15 protein-coding genes are annotated in these 17,790 nt (G+C 66.7%); 8 read left to right on the forward strand and 7 right to left on the reverse strand.

Annotated features, from left to right (window positions below; translation table 11 throughout):
* The coding region (locus tag Q0A15_RS07555; RefSeq protein ID WP_291278912.1) for an aminotransferase class I/II-fold pyridoxal phosphate-dependent enzyme at positions 1–1,049 on the forward strand (1,049 nt) is incomplete at its 5' end.
* The gene (locus Q0A15_RS07560; protein WP_291278913.1) at positions 1,046–1,999 is read left to right on the forward strand and encodes a D-glycerate dehydrogenase; all 954 of its coding nucleotides are present in this window, start codon (positions 1,046–1,048) and stop codon (positions 1,997–1,999) included. The genes Q0A15_RS07555 and Q0A15_RS07560, both read left to right, overlap by 4 nt.
* Before the next feature lie 97 nt (positions 2,000–2,096).
* Here the strand turns inward: Q0A15_RS07560 and Q0A15_RS07565 are convergent, their stop codons facing one another.
* The 4 genes from Q0A15_RS07565 to Q0A15_RS07580 all read right to left on the reverse strand — a co-directional run bounded on the left by Q0A15_RS07565 (position 2,097) and on the right by Q0A15_RS07580 (position 7,054).
* Positions 2,097–3,485 (reverse strand): dihydrolipoamide acetyltransferase family protein, encoded by a 1,389-nt coding sequence (locus Q0A15_RS07565; RefSeq protein ID WP_291278914.1) that lies wholly within the window; start codon positions 3,483–3,485, stop codon positions 2,097–2,099.
* A 27-nt stretch (positions 3,486–3,512) separates the two neighbouring features.
* Positions 3,513–4,493: an alpha-ketoacid dehydrogenase subunit beta gene (locus Q0A15_RS07570; protein WP_291278915.1), complete on the reverse strand. Its 981-nt coding sequence runs from the start codon at positions 4,491–4,493 to the stop codon at positions 3,513–3,515.
* Entirely contained in the window at positions 4,490–5,644 is a 1,155-nt protein-coding gene (locus Q0A15_RS07575) for a thiamine pyrophosphate-dependent dehydrogenase E1 component subunit alpha (protein WP_291278916.1), read from the reverse strand. The genes Q0A15_RS07570 and Q0A15_RS07575 overlap by 4 nt, the downstream gene beginning before the upstream one ends.
* A gap of 276 nt (positions 5,645–5,920) precedes the next feature.
* Positions 5,921–7,054, reverse strand: a complete 1,134-nt coding sequence (locus tag Q0A15_RS07580) for a histidinol-phosphate transaminase (RefSeq protein ID WP_291278917.1) — start codon at positions 7,052–7,054, stop codon at positions 5,921–5,923.
* Between the two features lie 183 nt (positions 7,055–7,237).
* Between Q0A15_RS07580 and Q0A15_RS07585 the strand changes: the two genes are divergently transcribed.
* Positions 7,238–7,645: a phage holin family protein gene (locus Q0A15_RS07585; protein ID WP_291278918.1), complete on the forward strand. Its 408-nt coding sequence runs from the start codon at positions 7,238–7,240 to the stop codon at positions 7,643–7,645.
* Here the strand turns inward: Q0A15_RS07585 and Q0A15_RS07590 are convergent.
* Positions 7,620–9,059: a hypothetical protein gene (locus tag Q0A15_RS07590; protein ID WP_291278919.1), complete on the reverse strand. Its 1,440-nt coding sequence runs from the start codon at positions 9,057–9,059 to the stop codon at positions 7,620–7,622. The two genes, Q0A15_RS07585 and Q0A15_RS07590, sit on opposite strands and share 26 nt — an antisense overlap.
* Positions 9,056–9,325: a hypothetical protein gene (locus Q0A15_RS07595; RefSeq protein WP_291278920.1), complete on the reverse strand. Its 270-nt coding sequence runs from the start codon at positions 9,323–9,325 to the stop codon at positions 9,056–9,058. Before Q0A15_RS07595 ends, Q0A15_RS07590 begins: the two co-directional genes overlap by 4 nt.
* Positions 9,326–9,499: 174 nt before the next feature.
* On the opposite strand from Q0A15_RS07595, the gene purB reads away from it, so the two are divergent.
* The 3 genes from purB to Q0A15_RS07610 all read left to right on the forward strand — a co-directional run bounded on the left by purB (position 9,500) and on the right by Q0A15_RS07610 (position 14,629).
* On the forward strand, positions 9,500–10,909 hold the full coding sequence (gene purB / locus Q0A15_RS07600; protein ID WP_291278921.1) for an adenylosuccinate lyase: 1,410 nt from the start codon (positions 9,500–9,502) through the stop codon (positions 10,907–10,909).
* A gap of 86 nt (positions 10,910–10,995) precedes the next feature.
* Complete coding sequence (locus tag Q0A15_RS07605) at positions 10,996–12,792, forward strand: choline/carnitine O-acyltransferase (RefSeq protein WP_291278922.1); 1,797 nt, start codon at positions 10,996–10,998, stop codon at positions 12,790–12,792.
* A gap of 94 nt (positions 12,793–12,886) precedes the next feature.
* On the forward strand, positions 12,887–14,629 hold the full coding sequence (locus Q0A15_RS07610; protein ID WP_291278923.1) for a choline/carnitine O-acyltransferase: 1,743 nt from the start codon (positions 12,887–12,889) through the stop codon (positions 14,627–14,629).
* A gap of 10 nt (positions 14,630–14,639) precedes the next feature.
* Here the strand turns inward: Q0A15_RS07610 and Q0A15_RS07615 are convergent, their stop codons facing one another.
* Positions 14,640–14,870: a hypothetical protein gene (locus Q0A15_RS07615; RefSeq protein ID WP_291278924.1), complete on the reverse strand. Its 231-nt coding sequence runs from the start codon at positions 14,868–14,870 to the stop codon at positions 14,640–14,642.
* Positions 14,871–14,895: 25 nt separating this feature from the next.
* Here Q0A15_RS07615 and Q0A15_RS07620 point away from each other — a divergent pair, with 25 nt between their 5' ends.
* Both Q0A15_RS07620 and Q0A15_RS07625 read left to right on the forward strand, forming a co-directional pair.
* Complete coding sequence (locus Q0A15_RS07620) at positions 14,896–15,480, forward strand: CGNR zinc finger domain-containing protein (protein WP_291278925.1); 585 nt, start codon at positions 14,896–14,898, stop codon at positions 15,478–15,480.
* Between the two features lie 76 nt (positions 15,481–15,556).
* Positions 15,557–17,731 carry a hypothetical protein gene (locus tag Q0A15_RS07625; protein WP_291278926.1) on the forward strand — a complete coding sequence of 725 codons (2,175 nt, stop codon included), beginning with the start codon at positions 15,557–15,559 and terminating at the stop codon, positions 17,729–17,731.
* Positions 17,732–17,790 lie beyond the last annotated feature (59 nt).

The following is a 17,790-nucleotide window of genomic DNA, read 5'->3' on the forward strand; positions in this document are numbered from 1 at the left end:
CCATGCACCGGGCCATCACAGACGGCAAGCCCGGCTACTGCCCCGGCCCCGGAATCCCGGAGCTGCGTGAGGCCCTCGCCCACGACCTGGGATCCCCGCGCGGCCTGGACTTCACCCCCGACAACGTCGTGGTGATGACCGGTGGCAAGCCCGTCATCACCAAGTTCCTGCAGACCGTCATGAACCCCGGCCAGGAAGTGCTCTACCCCAATCCCGGTTTCCCGATCTACGAATCCCAGATCGAATACCTTGGCGGCACGGCCCTCCCCTACCGCTATCTCCCCACGGACACCGGCTTCGCGATCGACCTGGATCAGATCCGCGCCTCCATCACGCCCAATACCGTCGCGATCATCTACAACGACCTGCAGAACCCCATCTCCGCGGAGTCGACGCAGGCCGAACGCGAGGCCATCGCCCAGATCGCCATGGAACACGACCTCTGGGTACTCTCCGACGAGGCCTACTTCGAGACCCGCTACTCCGGCACGTCGAAGTCCATCGCCTCCATCCCCGGCATGGCCGAACGCACCGTCATCCTCTACACCTTCAGCAAGAAGTTCGCGATGACGGGCTCCCGCCTGGGTTGTGCGGTGGCACCACCGGAGCTGGCTCAGGTGTTCTCCACCCTGAACACCAATGACGAATCCTGCACCACGCACTACGTCCAATGGGCAGGCATCGCGGCGCTCACGGGAACGCAGGAACCTGTCGCCCAGATGTTGAACACCCTCAAGGAACGCCGCGATGCAGCCTGCGAGCTCGTCAACACCATCCCCGGCCTGAGCGTGGCCGTGCCCGAGTCCACGTTCTATCTGTTCCCGGATGCCACCGAGGCCATGGAACGCATGGGCTTCAGCGAGGTGGGAGACTTCGCCACCGCGGCACTGCACAATACGGGTATGTCCTTCTGCACTCGTGAGCACTTCGGCCGCCGCCAGCCCGGCGAGGACCGTCAATACATCCGCCTGGCCTACTCCGGTATCGACGTCGCCAACATCCAGGAGGGCCTCACCCGGATGCGTGAATGGATCGAGGCCGGCGCATGAAGGTCGTGGTGACCGGGCGGATTCCCGAGCCGGCATTGGAGTCCCTGCGCGCCGAGCACGACATGGACGCCTGGGACGAGCCAACCGCGATCCCCCGCGAGGAGCTCCTCAAGCGCATCGAGGGAGCGGACGCCATCGCAACCCTCCTCACCGAGAAGGTGGACGCAGAGTTCCTGGACGCCGCCGGCCCGCAGCTGCAGGTCGTGGCCAACGTCGCCGTGGGCTACGACAACATCGACGTGGCCGCCTGCAAGGACCGCGGTGTGCGCGTCACCAACACCCCCGGTGTGCTGACCGACGCCACAGCGGACATCGCCTTCGGCCTGACCCTCATGGCCACACGGCGCCTGGCTGAGGGCGACCGGCTGATCCGGTCGGGTGCCTCCTGGAAGTGGGGCATGTTCTTCCTGCTCGGCGCAGGCCTGCAGGGCAAGACCTTCGGCGTGATCGGCATGGGCGGCATCGGCCGCGCCACCGCACGCCGGGCCAAGGCCTTCGGCATGAAGATCGTCTACCAGTCCCGTTCCGCGCAGCCCGCCGAGGTGGAACAGGAACTCGACGCCCGCCGCGTGGATCTCGACGAACTGTTGGCCGTCTCCGACGTGGTCTCGGTGCACTGCCCCTTCACCCCGCAGACGCACCACCTGCTTGGTGCAGAGCAGTTCGCCGCCATGAAGGACTCCGCCTACCTGATCAACACGGCCCGCGGACCCATCGTGGACGAGGCCGCCCTCGCCGTGGCCCTGCGTGACGGGGTCATCGCCGGCGCCGGGCTGGACGTCTACGAGAACGAACCGATCGTGGAACCTGGCCTGCTCGAACTGGAGAACGTGGCCCTGGCCCCGCACCTGGGTTCGGCCACCGTGGAGACCAGGACCGCGATGGCGAATCTGGCCGCGGAGAATGTGCTGGCCGTGCTGGCAGGCAGGGACGCGCCGACCCCGGTCTGAGGTACTACCGCCTTCCCCCAGGCTTTCCGTCACCGCCGCATGGATTCTTCATGGTGCGGTGACGGAAAGCCTCAGCGCATCAATAGTCCAGCACGCATCAGAAGTCCAGCAGCAGGGCCGGTTCCTCGAGGATCGAGGCCACGTCCGCCAGGAAGCGGGCGCACTGGTCGCCGTCCACGACGCGGTGGTCGAACGAACCGCCAACGGTGGTCACGTAGCGAGGCACCACTTCACCGTCCACGACCCACGGCCGCTGCCGCACCGTGCCGAAGGCGATGATGCCGCACTCGCCCGGGTTGATGATGGGCGTTCCGGTGTCGATACCGAGCGTGCCGACGTTGGTGATGGACACGGTTCCGTCGCGCATCTCCGCCGGCGAGGTCTTGCCCTCACGCGCCCGCCCGGCCAGGTGTTCAAGCGCCTTCGCGAGTTCCTTCATGGACAGCTCATCAGCGTTCTTGATGTTGGGCACCACGAGTCCACGCGGAGTGGCTGCCGCGATCCCGAGGTTCACGAAGCTCTTGACCTGGATCTCAGCGCCGTCCGGCGTATCGACCCAGGAGGCGTTGATCTGCGGATTGCGCTGGGCGGCCCAGATGACCGCCTTGGCAACCACGAGTAGCGGCGTGACCTTCACACCCTGGAAGTCGCGCGCCTTCTTCAGCCGCTGCACGAATTCCATGGTGCGAGTGGCGTCCACGTCCACGAACAGGGACACGTGCGGTGCGGTGAAGGCGCTGGAGACCATGGCCGCCGCGGTCGCCTTCCGCACGCCCTTGACGCGCACATGCTCCACGCCGTCGGTTGGCTCCGTCCACGTTCCCTCACCGAAGGCTGCGGACAGCGCCTCGCGTCCGTGATCATTTTCCAGCGTGGGAGCCGAGGCGGAGGCAGAACGCAGCCGACGATCCGCATAGTCCGAGAGGTCGTCCCGGGTCACTTCACCGTGGCTGCCGGTGGGCGTGACCAGGCTGAGGTCCACGCCGAGCTGCTTGGCCAGCGCCCTGACGGGCGGCTTGGCCTTCACGGTCTTCTTGGCCTCGTTGGTGTTGGCACTTGTGCCCGACGACGCGGCCCCGGCACCAGCGGCGCCTCGCCGCACACGCGCCCGGCGCTTCACCGGATCGGCGACGGGGCCGGACCCCACGAGCGGACCGGGTGTCGCATCGTCGGCTTCAGCCACGGCCGCACCGTCGTTGGAAGCAGCCGCGCCGTCGCTGGGAGCCGCCGCCCCGCCGTCGGGCACAGCGCCCTCCGCCGCGATGTCGATCAGCGGCGCGCCGACCTCCAGTGTGACGCCCTCGGCGGCGCGCAGCGCCGTGACGGTGCCGGCGTACGGGCTGGGCAATTCCACGAGGGACTTCGCCGTCTCGATCTCCACGAGGACCTGGTTCACCTTCACGGTGTCGCCGACGGCGACCTTCCACTGGACCAGATCGGCCTCGGTGAGCCCCTCGCCGACGTCAGGAAGATTGAACGTGCTCATGCGTGTGCTCTCGTTTCAGGTTGGTGCTCAGTAGTCGAAGCTGCGGTCTAGCGCGTCGAGGATGCGGTCGATGTCAGGCAGGTATTGTGCTTCCACCTTCGAGGGAGGGTATGGCATGTGGTAGCCGCCCACCCGCAGGACGGGAGCCTGCAGGGAGTAGAAGGCACGCTCGGTGACGCGCGCCGCGATCTCGCCGCCCAGCCCGCCGAAGGTGGGTGCCTCGTGGGCGATGACCAGACGACCGGTGCGCTGTACCGACTCCGTGACGGTGTCGAAGTCCACGGGGCTGAGTGAGCGTAGATCGATGACCTCGACCTCGCGGCCGTCCTCCACGGAGGCCTGCGCAGCGGCCAGTGCCACGGGGACCAGAGGTCCCCAGGCCACCACAGTGGCGTCGGTTCCGGGCCGGACGATCTGGGCCTTGTCAGTGGGGGCAGCCGGGTGGTCAAGGTCCACCTCGCCCTTGAGCCAATAGCGGCGCTTCGGCTCGAAGAAGATGACGGGGTCCGGCGAGGAGATGGCTTCCTGGATCATCCAGTAAGCATCGTTCGGCGTCGACGGGGACATGATGCGCAGTCCCGCGGTGTGAGCGAACAGGGCTTCGGGGGACTCCGAATGGTGTTCCACCGAACCGATGCCGCCGCCATAAGGGATGCGAATGGTGACCGGTAGGTTCACATGCCCTTCTGAGCGCATGTGCATCTTGGCCAGCTGCGTGGTGATCTGGTTGAACCCGGGAAAGACGAAACCGTCGAACTGGATCTCCGCCACCGGCTTCCGCCCGCGCAGGGCCAAACCGATGCTGGTCCCGATGATCCCGGATTCCGCCAGCGGCGTGTCCACGATCCGGTCCGCCCCGAAGCGGGCCTGCAGCCCCTCGGTGATGCGGTAGACGCCGCCCAGCTTGCCGATGTCCTCGCCCAGCAACATGGTCTTGGGATCCCGCTCGAGGGCACGGGTCATGCCGGAGGTGAGGGCCTTGGCCAGAGTCATCCTCTGCGTGCTCATGCGTGTGCCCCCTGGTTTCCGTTGGACTCGTCTGCGTCGGCGAAGCCCGCTTGGTATTCGCGGTACTGTTCCAGCTCTTCCTGCACCAGCGGGTGGGCCGTGGCGTAGACGTTCTGGAAGGCGGTCTCCAGGCCGGGCGTCGGGAAGGCCAGAGCCGCGGCACGCAGTTCCTTGGCCATGGTGTCCGCTTCTGCATCGAGGTCGTCGAAGAACTGCTGGTCGGTGCCGTGCTCCCGCAGGTACCGCTCCACACGCAACATCGGGTCCCGTTCGTCCCAGCCGTGTTCCTCGTCCCGTGTGCGGTACTTCGTGGGATCGTCTGCCGTGGTGTGGGCACCACGGCGGTACGTGACGGCCTCGATGAGGGCCGGGCCCTCACCACGCCTGGCACGATCCAGGGCCCATCGCGTCACGGCGAGGACAGCCAGGACGTCGTTGCCGTCCACTCGGATCCCGGGCATTCCGTATCCGGCTGCGCGCTCCACCAGCGGCACCTTGGACTGGACTTCGAAGGGAACCGAGATGGCCCATTGGTTGTTCTGGCAGAAGAACACCACAGGTGCGTCGAAGGAGTTCGCGAAGACCATGGACTCATGGACGTCACCCTCGGAGGAGGAACCGTCACCGAAGAACGCGAGAACGGCCTCGCCCTCCTCCGCCTTCTTGGACTGGTCCCATTCCTTCTCGTCCAGGGCGATACCCCAGCCGTACCCCACGGCGTGCAGCGTCTGAGCGGCCAGCACCATGGTGTAGAGCTGGAAGCCCGTCTCCTCCGGGTCCCAGCCGCTGTGGCTGATCCCGCGGAAGACCCGTAGAAGTTGCTCGATCTTGACTCCGCGGGTGATCGCGACGGCGTGCTCACGGTAGGTGGGGAAGAGCCGGTCGCGCTGACGGGTGGCGCGTCCGGCACCGACCTGGGCGGCCTCCTGCCCCTTGAGCGGAACCCACAGCACCAGTTCGCCCTGGCGCTGCAACGCGGTGCCCTCATCATCCACGCGCCGAGCCAGGACCATGTCCCGGTAGAAACCCTTCAGGGCCTCATCGTCGATGTCCTCCACCCAGGAGCCGTAGGTGGGATCGTCCACCCGTGCGCCTGAGGGGTCCAGGAGCTGAATGAACTCGCTCCCGGGACCGATGGTCGGCTTCTGCACGGCATCCGTCGGCTGTGCCTGGCCTTCTGTTTGCATCTCGCCCTCGATCGTCGAGTCGGTGGATCGCGGTCGAACGCGGTTCCAGGTCGGAACCGCTTATATTCCGCGCACCGCATGTTGGTATCACTGCGGCGATATGACTCACCTTACTCAGAATCCGGACGGTGTTGCGAGTGCCTGGGTCGCGTGGCGCAGAGGCCTGGCCCCGTCCGGCGTCCAAGATATTTGGGGTCCCTAGTTATGCTTCCAGCGGCATATACGGTTTCTCGACCAGAATCAGGCCTCCACCGCGTTGAGCTTCGCCAGGGCTTCTCCCGCAAGTTCAAGGAAGCGGGTGTTGCCGCCCTCCTCGCCGATGCTCACGCGCACCCCCTCCCCGGGGAACACGCGCACGGCGAGCGCACGCTTCTCGGCCGCGGCGCCGAAGGCCACGGCCTTGTCTCCCAGAGGGAGCCACACGAAGTTGCCCTGCGCCTCGGGAATCTCCCATCCCTGCCGGGTCAGGGCTTCCACGACTCGCTCACGCTCTGCAACCAGGCCCTTGACGCGCAAACGCACCTCTTCCTCGCGCCGCACCGACTCGAGCGCGGCCCGCTCCGCGACGGTGCTGACGGCGAAGGGTGTCGCCGCTACGCGCAACCGCTTGGTGACCTCGGGGCGGGCGACCGTGTACCCGATGCGCAGGTTCGCCAACCCGTGCGCCTTGGAGAAGGTCCTCAGTGAGAGGACGTTGAGGTGTTCACGGTAGAGCTCGATGCCGTCCACCGCTTCGGGATCGGTGATGAACTCCAGATAGGCCTCATCCACCACGATGAGCACGTCCTTGGGGACGCTGGCGATGAATTCCTCGACCTCCTGCCGTCGCAACGAGGGGCCGGTGGGATTGTTGGGCGTGCAAAGAATCACTACAGAGGTGTTCTGCGTCACAGCATCGGCCATGGCCACCAGATCGTGCCTGCCGTCCGTGGTCAGCGGCACCTGGACGGACTTGGCGCCCGCCAGTTCCACCACGATGGGGTAGGCCTCGAAGGACCGCCAGGGGTAGACGACCTCGTCCTGCACGCCGTCATCGTTGGTCCCTGCATAGGCAGCCAGTACCTGCATCAGCGCTCCGAGGGAACCGGCTCCGGTCACGATGTCGTCGGCGGGCACGTTGAGCAGCGGTGCGAGTTCGTTGCGCAGGTCGGTGCACAGGGTGTCCGGGTAGCGGTTCACCGCGGTGGCCGAGGCAATACCCTCCAGCACGCCGGGCAGGGGAGGTAGGGGGTTCTCATTGGAGCTGAGCTTGTACGGCGTGAGTCCAGGAACGGTGACCGGCGGCTTTCCGGCGGCGTAGGCGGGGAGCTGATTCAGGACAGGCCGCGGCTGAGGGCCGATCACGGGTAGGGACGAAGTGTGCGGATCCGACATGCCCTCACCTTATCCGCCATGAGTAACACGCGTATCGAACGCAGTGCCGGAATTCCTATGCATGACGCCCCTGATCCCGCTGTGCACCACGCGCTGGACGCCACGTTCGGAACCGTTGCGCCCCGAACGGGCACACATGCCATTCCCAGGGGTCTCCTCAGGTGAGCCTGCCATCATGGGCGCATGCGTTTCCTGCTCCGACTGATCATCGACGCCGCTGCCTTCTGGGTTGCCGCGTGGCTGGTACCCGGCATCTACATCGGCCCCGAGACCGTCAACCCGGATACTCAGAACTTCGCCACCGTGGCCACATTCCTGTTCGTTGGATTGGTCTTCGGCGTGGTGAACGCGATCCTGGGAGGCCTCGTCAAGTTCCTTTCGATGCCCTTGACCTGCCTGACGCTTGGCCTGTTCACCTTTGTGATCAATGCCTTCCTCTTCTGGGTCACTTCTGTGATCTCCAGCATCTTCCCGGTGGACTTCATCATCGACAGCTTCTTCTGGGACGCGATCTTGGGCGCCCTCATCGTGACCATCATTTCCGCGATCCTGAACTCGATCCTGGTCAAGAGGGGCGACCGCTCCTCCTGACTCCACGTGGACGCTCCGAATACGTCCGCGATCGGGTTTGTGGATCGGCCTGGCTGGTCGGCACCACCCACGATTTGGAGGTCGCGCTGCCGACCGACCCGATCCCCAACCCGGCCACCGCGGTGGTGAGATCTGGATGATCTTTGCCGTGCTCCACTTGCGTCGCCAGATTCTTGTAGTTGCGGCCCTTGTGTTCCCACCCGAAGAATCCCGGATCCCCGTCCTTCACCTGCGGAGCCGGTTCGGGATGCGAGCGCACCAGGAAGCGGTTCCGGGTGGGCCGAACCCACGTTGATCCGTCCAAACCGGGAACGGAATCGTCCGGATCCTCCAACTGCACCACGGTCATCCCCGGTTTCACGGACGCCGTGCCGCTGGGGGCGCCCGCCGTGACCACGCCCTGGATCCGGTATTTGGAGGACAACGACTCGTCGGAGGAGAGGTTCAGTGCGTGACGTCCGCCTTGGCTGTGGCCATTGAGCACGATCCGCGCTCCTTCAGGGACACCGACGCTCTCCAGTGCCTCCATGACGGCCGGCGCCACGTCGCTGGTGTCAGAGCCCATGGCCTGCGGCAGCCGCCAGTTCCCCCACACGGCATCGCCGTCGTTGATGGTTCCAGGCACGGTCACGACCCAGGTGTCCTGCTCCGTTGCCCCGTCGGTCCCGGACAGCCTCGTCACCACGATGCCCCCGGACCCGTCCTCACCCTTGTTGGCCAGCATCTGCAAGTCGATCAGGCCCGGAAGCCCGGTGGCGGCTACTGGTTCCTGTTCGCGCGCTCGCCCCACCGCGATCTTGCCTCCACTGCCTGGTGCGCCAGTTGCTGCCATGATTCCTGCCAGCCCTCCCGTCACGGCGGTCACCGCCCACTCCGATGCGTGGGCGTTCTCCCCGGGCCGGGCGTTGCCCTTGGAACCCAGGACCGTGGCCAGCGCCTCCGCCGCGATCCGCTGTTCCGGCGGAGCCTGATGCTTGAGTCCGCGCAGCAGTTCCCACACAGCTTCCCATCCCAACGTGGCGGGCAGCGGGGAGCACAACACGTCGATCTGTTGGATCGCGCTGCGTTCCGCCTGGGCGTAGGCCTGGGCCGCCTGACGAAGATCGGCCGCCGTCTCCTCCGCTTCCCGGTGCGCAGTTCGCCCGAGTTCTCCCACGGCGTCCCAGGCCTCGCGGCACGCTCCTCTGAGCACTTGCAGCTGCGCTGAGGGAGGCTCCCCTCCCAATCCGACCTGCGTCCCGAACAGCGCCAGCGAAGGTTCTCCGACGGCGCCGAGCTCGACGCTGTTGGCCCCGATACCCTGCACAGAGGCCAAGAAACGCGCCGCGCTGTCCAATTGGCTCGCCGCATCCTGAAGCTCCGGCACCACCACAGAGGCGGCCTGTTCGCCTCCATAGACCACGTATCGGCTCATCGGCTCGGCCCCACGGAGAAGCCCTGCCTCGATGCCGCCTGTTGCGCGGCCTCGTCCCACCAAGCCCTCTCGAATTGCGCGGTGAGGGCCTGAGCGGCCTGTAGCGCGGCACCCACCCGGACCAGGAGTACACCGAGCTCGGTCCGACGCTCATCGAACTTTGCGGCCGCCGCGCCCTTCCACCGTGGCGTCTCCGTTCCAGCCACCAGGGCCCTGGCCCGTTCCAGGTCCTGCGCCGCCGACGCCAGCCGTTGAGTCAACGACATGCTCCGCTCCCCTCGTCCACCGCCGGAGCAAGACTCACAGCTGCGCCTGCTCCGCTCCGTTCCCCATGGCCGTCCACGCTAGACGCTGCTCACCGCGCACATCGGCCTGCGGACAGGCAGTTGTGGAGGACACACCGTGACCACGCGGTGCAGCCCTCGTGAAAGAATGGGCCCATGGCATCCCGCGCGCGCGTTTCCCTGTCCCAGTCCGCTCTGGCCCTCGGCCCTCTGGACGGCCGCTACCGCCCGCAGGTGGCACCGTTGGTGGACCACCTCTCCGAGGCGGCCCTGAACCGTAACCGGGTTCATGTCGAGGTCGAGTGGTTCATCCACCTCACCGAGAACTCGGTCCTCCCCGGGCTGTCTCCGCTCTCCGATGAACAGAAGGACGGACTCCGCGCCATCGTCGCCGACTTCGACGAGGCCTCCGTGCAGGAACTCGCCGAGATCGAGGCCGTGACCGTCCACGATGTGAAGGCGATCGAGTACTACATCGGCCGCCGCCTGGATGCCCTGGGCCTGGAGGAACTCAAGCCCCTGGTGCACTTTGCCTGCACCTCCGAGGACATCAACAACCTCTCCTGGGCCCTGAGCATCAAGGACGCCATCGAGCAGGTCTGGCTGCCGGCCGCCCGCGGCCTGGTGGAGCGCATCGCCGAGATGGCCCGAGAGGACCGCTCCACGCCCATGCTGTCCCACACCCACGGTCAGCCCGCCACCCCCACCACTCTCGGTAAGGAACTCGCCGTCTTCGCCTGGCGCCTGACCCGCCAGCTCAAGCGCGTCACACAGACCGAGTACCTGGGCAAGATCAACGGCGCAACGGGAACGTACGCCGCCCACGTCGCGGCCGTTCCGAGCGCCGATTGGCAGGAGGTCTCCCGGACCTTCGTCGAGGGTCTCGGCCTGACCTGGAACCCGCTGACCACGCAGATCGAGTCCCACGATTTCCAGGCCGAGCTCTACTCGGACGTGATCCGCTTCAACCGGATCCTGCACAACTTCTGCACCGACGTGTGGAGCTACATCTCCATCGGCTACTTCCACCAGATCCCGGTGGAGGGCGCCACCGGTTCCTCCACCATGCCGCACAAGGTCAACCCGATCCGCTTCGAGAACGCCGAGGCCAACCTGGAGCTCTCCAACGGCATCCTCGGCACCCTCGCCGAGACGCTGGTGACCTCCCGCTGGCAGCGCGACCTCACCGATTCCTCCTCCCAGCGCAACATCGGCGTGGGAGTGGGCCACTCGCTGCTGGCCATCTCCAACGTCGTCAAGGGCCTGGCCCGCCTCGACACAGCGGCCGACGTCCTGCTCGACGACCTCGATCACAACTGGGAGGTGCTCGGCGAGGCCGTGCAGACCGTCATGCGCGCCGAGGGTCTGGCCGGTGCGCCCGGCATGGAGAACCCGTACGAGCGTCTCAAGGAACTCACCCGCGGTCACCGCGTGGATGGCGAACGCATGCAGGAGTTCGTGCGCGGCCTGGGCCTTCCCTCCGAGGCCGAGGCCAGGCTCCTGGCCTTGACCCCCGCCTCCTACACGGGCCTCGGAGAGACCCTGGTGGATCACCTGGGCGACTAGTCCGAACGCTCCTGCCTCAGGGGACGTTCCCGCGTATTCGACGCGGGGGCGTCCCCTTCCCCTCACCCGCAAGGAATCCGGCCTCCATGCCACTGCCCCCGCTTCCCGTCCCGTCACTGGAACACACCCTCCTGGCCCTGGACCGAGCCGCGACCGCTCTGGCACGCCCGGAGGACCCCGAAGAACTGGGCAGGGTGGAGCGGTTCAGGCAGAACCTCGCCGCTTTCCAACGAGGGGACGGACCCCGGCTGCAGGAGGCCTTGGAGGAGCATGCGGCTCACGAGCGCCCCCTTGAACGGGCGTGGTTCGGTGACGAGTGGAAGAACATCTACTTCGCCGGACGCGAGTCCCTGCCGCTGACCACGAACGTGTCCTTCGGCCTGAACCTGGCAGAGGAGTCGGAGGATCCGATCCGCGCCGTGGCCACCACGATCCACCGGATCGTCTCGGTGCACCTCGCCTATCTGCGTGGTCAGTACCCGGCCCAGGTGAACAACCGCGGGCAGGCGTTGGACGTGGGCCAATTGAAGGTGCTGGCAGGCGGAGTGCGACATCCGCGCACAGGCAGAGACGGCTTCCGTTCCGCGACGGCGTCCTCGATGGGCCGCGAGGTGGGCATCATCGTGGCAGGCAGGCTCTTCGCCGTCACCGTCAGCGATGCGCAGGGGTACCCGGCCGGAGTCGACAGCCTGACGGCGACGGTGCGGCGGCTCCTCGACCACGACTCCGTGCACCATAGGGCCGACGACACGCTCGGGTTCACCGAGATGTCCTACCTGGGCAGTGCGACGCTAGCCCCCGTGCTCGAGGGGTTCCACGAGCAGCCGGGCAACGCCGCCACCTATGCACGCCTGACGGACCTACTGTGCACCGTCACCATCACCGACGACGGCGAACAGGGATTGGCCGAGAGGCTGCGGACGGTGCTGCTGCGGCCCGGCCTCGCCTGGGTGTACAAACCCATCAGCTACCAGTTGGATCTGGCCGGCGGGGCGCCCGCCATCCACATGGAGCACTCCATGTACGACGGAGGGTGCGTGGCCGAGATCGTGCACCAGCTCCAGTCCGTGCAGGTGCCGTCGGACAAGGCGGACATCGAGGCGGCCAACACAGCGGCCGGACCCTCCGGGGCGGGGGACTCCGCGTTGCCCGTCGACGAGCTGACCTGGGACCTCACCGACGAGCTGACCTCGAGCATCCGAGATGGGCTCCGTGCCTATCGGGAGCAGGCTGCGCGGTTCAGAGCGGTCGAGGTGGTGCTCCCGCGGATCCCACAAGAGGAGCTGCCGTTCCGGATGAGTGGGGACGGGCTGAGTCAGACCGTGCTGAGCATCGCCCAGCTGTTGGCCTACGGTCGGGTCCGTAGCGTCTACGAGGCGGTGGACATGCGCACCTTCCTCGGAGGCCGCACGGAGATCATGCGCCCGGCCACGCTGGAGGCCGTGACCTTCGCCCGTTCCCTGGTGGCGGGCGAAGCCACCGAGGAGCAGTTCGAGGATCTGCTCGATGCGCACCGGCGTTGGGTGAAGGCTTGCAAGGCCGGCAATGGGTTGAACCGTCACCTTCTGGCCCTGCACCACATGAGCAAGGAGCACCACGGCGAGCCGGCGGAATTCTTCCGCAGCCCCACCCTGAGGATGCTCCAGACCGATTTCCTCTCCACCACGTCGTTGGGCCTCCCGTCCCAGATCACCGGGTACACCTTCGAACCGACCGACCCCGAGGGCTTCGGGATCGCCTACACGCCGCAGTCCGCGTCCATCACATACCTGATCTCCTACGTCGAGGGCGGCACCGATGATCCGCAGTCCTTCCTCGACGCGCTGCCCAGGGCCGGCGTCCTGCTGCACGACTTCGTGAAGGGACTGCAGCCTCGTCCATAGGGTCACCCCCGGGCTAGGCCACAGTGACCGGCGACACAGGCTCGCGATAGGGTCGGTGCCGAGTTCCCTGTCGACGTGGAAGGAACGCTAGCCCATGCCCCTGCCCCCACTCCCGGTGCCGAAGCTGGAACACACGCTCCAGGCGATCGAGACGGCCTCGGCCGCGCTCCTCACCGTCGATGATCCGGCGCGGCAACAGGCGTTCTCCGGAGCCATCGACGACTTCCGCCACGGGATCGCCCCGAAACTCCAGGCCGCCCTGCTCAACTTCGCGGAGCACGAGAACACGCACGGGCGCAGTTGGCTCATCACGGACTGGTTGCGCAGCTACTACGCCTCCCGCACGCCGCTGCCGCTGACCAGCAGCGTGGGATTCTCCCTGAATCTGATCAACCATGTCCCCACCGTGGGGTCCATGGCCCAGTCCATCGGCATGATCGCCACCGCGCACCTGGAGTGGGTCCGGGGAGACTTCCCTCAGGTCACGGACGCCCGCGGCACGGACCTGGACATGAACCAGTTCGCGGCTCTGGCCGGCGGCCTGCGCCATCCCCAGCCGGACGCCGACACGTTCCGTCCGCCCGCCCCGGGCGGGCGGGAGATCGGCGTGTTCGTGGACGGACGCCTGTTCGTGCTCACGGTGGCCGACGACGCGGGGCGGCCCCTGCGGCAGCGCGCCTTGGAGCGCGGGCTGACGCGCATCGCGGCCCTGGCCGCGCAACCCCGGCCACACGCCGTCGGGCAGGAGATCCCAGGCGGCTTCGCCGGATTCTCCTATCTGGGCAGCGCCGCAGTGGCCCCGATCCTCGATGAGTTGCTCACCGATGGGCGCAACGAGGCCACGTATTCACGCCTGACGAATCTGCTCTTCACCGTGACGGTCGCCGATCACGGTGACGATCCCGAGGAACGCCCGCTGCTGCCCACCTTGCTGGAGCCAGGTCTCGCCTGGGCCTACAGGCCGCTGAGCTACCAGTACGACCTCCGCGGGCAGTCGTGGAGCGTCCACGTGGAGCATTCCCAGTTCGACGGTGGCATGCTGGTGGACGCTGTAGGCCGGATGTTCGCCGGCGTCCTCGGACTGGGCGCCTCCACGTCCGAGACCATCCCCCCGGAACCCCAGGAGCTGGGATGGCATCTCTCCCCCGCCCTCGCGGAACGCATCGCGGGTGCGCTCGCGGGCTACCGGGAGGAGGCCTCCAGGCTGAAGGCCGTGCGGTTGCGACTGCCGCGGGTTCCGGATGACCACCTGCCCTACCCGATGAGCCTCGACGCACTGCACCAGCTGACTCTGACGGTGGCCCAGCTCCTGGCCTACGGACGCGTGCGTGGCGTCTACGAGTCCGTGGACATGCGCGGGTTCCAGCGAGGACGCACCGAGTGTCTGCGGCCGGTCACGAGCCAGGCCGTGGCGCTGGCCGAGGCCCTGGTGGAGGGCACGGCAACCCGTGAGGGCCTCGACGCCGCGCTGGCCGCGCACCGGGTCCAGGTGAAGGCGTGCAAGCAGGGCAACGGCTTCGACCGGCACCTGCTCGGGCTGGCGCAGGCCGGCAAACGCGTGGGCCTCAGCGACCCCTTCTTCAATGACCCCACCCTGGAGCTCCTGCGTCACGACGTGCTGTCCACGACGTCGTTGGGCACGCCGGATCGGGTCATCGACTACGTCTTCGCGCCCACCGTGCCGGAGGGTTTCGGGGTCTGCTACACGCCGTATGCGGACGCGATGGGCTTCGTGGTGAGCTGGTGGGAGGACACCGCCGAGAAACCCGAGGCCTTCCTCGCCGCGCTGGAACAGGCGGGGCGTCTCCTGCGGGAATTCTTGCCCACCCTGAACTGAGCAGCACGCATCATCCGGCGGCGGGCCGCTCTCCCACGATGCGGCTGGCACCCTGAGCCACCAGGCCACCTGGGGTGAGCAGGTCCATCCTGCGGACCCCGCACTCGGGACAACGCACGTAGCGGATCTCGCCGTGGGAGGTGACGTGCGTGGATTCGGTGACCCAACCGTGTTCGTGTCCGGGTGCGGCCGCTGCGGTGGATCGATGTGTCGGGGGCGGGGCAAGGTCTCTTGAGGTCATGCATCCACCCGGATGTAATGCCCTTATGCATCTCAACCCTTACGGCGAGTATGCGGTGCTGCTCGCCGCTTCCATGGCCAACGAACCGCCGACGACCGGTGCCGAGGTCCATCACCGCATGCGGGAGCGCGGCATGACGATGGACTTCCCCGCCCACACGGACGATCTCGAGACCACGAGAGCCGTAATCCACGAGTGGCTCGCCGTCGTCGACGCCGAGCCGGAGAGCCGTGCCCTCCTGCTCAACGACATCATGGCCAGAGCGGCCGCATATCCACGACTCGTCAATCACAACGACGAGGGCTGGCACCTGCACTACCGCGACAGCGACCAGTCGGTGGCGGAAGTCCTCCGCTCCGTGATCGGCGTCGGCACGGCCCTTCACCTCACCACGCGCGGAATGCACCGGCTCCACAGATGCGAAGCAGGATTCCACCCCGGCGACCCGTGTGACAACGTGGTCGTGGACGTGACCCGCAACGGACGCCAACGTTTTTGCAGCGTGCGTTGCGCCAACCGGGACGCCGTCCGCCGGCATCGAGCACGACAGCGCACCGAGGCGACCACCTCCGCGTTCGGAGCGAAGCGGCAACATCATCCCGAGGGATGATCTACGGGCGTCCGACCCCCAGTAGGCTCAGGGACGGCAGGTCCACTGCCGATCACTCGACCCTATGGAGTCATCCATGACGCAACGACGCGCCCTCGCGCCGAAGAGCCTGGCCATGTCGGTGGCCTTGGCCCTGACCGGCGGCCTTCTGGCCGCCCCCACAGCAGCCTGGGCTGCAGCTCCGACACAACTCCCCACCCGAGACGCCACGGGCAGCATGTTCTGCACGGAGCCGGGCCAGGAGCTCGCGATCTCCCCAGCCCAGGACCTGACCAAGGGGCAGGAGGTCACGTGGAAGACCACCACAGAGGGCACCACCCCCGAGACCTTGAGCGGTGAGTACGTCGGGAAACTGACCAACGGCCTGGGCAAGGATGCGCAGGGGAATCCGCGAGATCTGCTCCTGGTCAAGCTGGATTCCCCCGTCGTGAACGGCGAGGACACCACCCTGCCGGCCGGTGTGTGGGCGGGCGCGTCGGGCTCCCCCGTCTACGATTCCGACGGCGCCCTGATCGGCGCCGTGTCGTACGGGTTCAGCACGGAAGCGGACAACGTCGCCGGCGTCACCCCGGCGGCCGCGATGAAGTCCATCGGCGACCTGCCCTCCTCCATCAAGTTGAGCTCCCCGGCCAAGCGGTCGCTGGCCAAGGCAGCCGACACGTCGGCGAACGAGGTGGGCTCCACCGCCAAACGCCTCAAGCTGGCCCGGGTCACGTCCGGTGCCACGGCCAACCGGCTGGACAAGGCCTCCCAGCGTCTCGCCGAGAAGAGCAAGGGAAAGCACAAGGCCGTAGCGGCCGGGGGCGTGGCCACCAACGACTCGGTGTCGAGCAACCCTGAATTGCCCTCGACTCTGGTTCCTGGCGGCAATGTCGCGGTGACGCTCGCTCACGGTGATGTCACCGACGGCAGCGTCGGTACCGTGACCGCCGTGTGCAGCGACGACGTCTGGGCGTTCGGACACCCGAACAACTTCGATTCGACGATGGTCACCGCGATGCACAATGCCTCGGCGGCGCGCATCGTTCCCAGCGCCGGAGAATCCTTCAAGCAGGTGGACGAGATCGGCCCCGCAATCGGTACCGTCACCGAGGACCGGTTCGCCGGCATCAAGGGCCATATCGGGAAGGCCAAGAGCGTCCCCGTGACGGCCAAGAGCATCATCGGCGGCCACACGACCAACGCCCAAACCGACGTCACTGAACGCTACGAACTGGCTCCTGCCACCGGCATGCTGCTGAGCAGTGAAGCACAGCGGGTCCTGGACAACGGCCTGCTCGGCTCCGCCAAGGTCCACTGGTCCATCGACTACGTGCGCGGAACCGGGAAGAACGCACAGAGCGAAACACTGCACAACTCCAACCGGTATGCCGAGATCGAGGGGTTCCCGGAACTCCTCTCAGAAACCGGTCCGGCCGAAGACGTTGCGGCACTGGTGGCCAACCCCTTCGAGCGTGTACAGATCACCGCCGTTCGGATGACCTCAACCTTCTCCGCCGACTACGAGGCCACCAAGATCGCCGGCGTGCAGCAAAAGGTCAATGGTGCTTGGAAGAGCGTCAAGACCAACAGCAAGATCTCCGGTGTGGCAGGCAAGACCTACCCCTACCGGGCCGTGCTGGCGCCGACCCCGGACGCCAAGAACACGACCGAGTACGTTGCCTTCAACGTTCGCATCCCACAGAGCGCCAAGAACAAGCTGACGGTCAGTCTGGACCCGGCAGCCGTGCCGGACGAGGATGACTTCTGGTCCATCATCGACGACACCGATGACGAGTCCGGTGAAGCGGAACCGACCAACTTTGCCGAGTTCGTTGCGCAGCTGGATGACGTCACGAGCTCCGACACCCTGTCCATCACCCGCAGTTACACGAGCACCGGCGGCAAGCCCACGAGTTTGGTGGCCGCGAAGTCCACGAAGCACCGGATCCTGGATGGCAACGCTTCATGGACCATCTCCGTGCAGAAGCCCGCACCGAAGAAGATCACCACCGGAACGGTCAAGATCAAGGGAACCGCCAAGGTCGGCAACAAGCTCACCGCCTCCAAGTCGGGGTGGAAGCCCAGCGGTCTGACGTACAGCTACCAGTGGCTGGCCAACGGCAAGAAGATCAGCAAGGCCACCAAGTCGTCCTACACGATCGCCAAGGCTGACAAGGGCAAGCGGCTCTCCGTGAAGGTCACGGCCAAGAAGTCCGGGTACAAGACGACGTCTAAGACGTCGGCCAGGACCAAGGCCGTCGCGAAGTAAGGCACCCATCAAGAAAGGTGGGCCGCTGCTGGACTTGTCCAGCTGCGGCCCACCTTTTC

It is taken from the genome of Galactobacter sp. (genome assembly GCF_022712295.1).
Taxonomy (GTDB): Bacteria; Actinomycetota; Actinomycetes; order Actinomycetales; family Micrococcaceae; genus Galactobacter.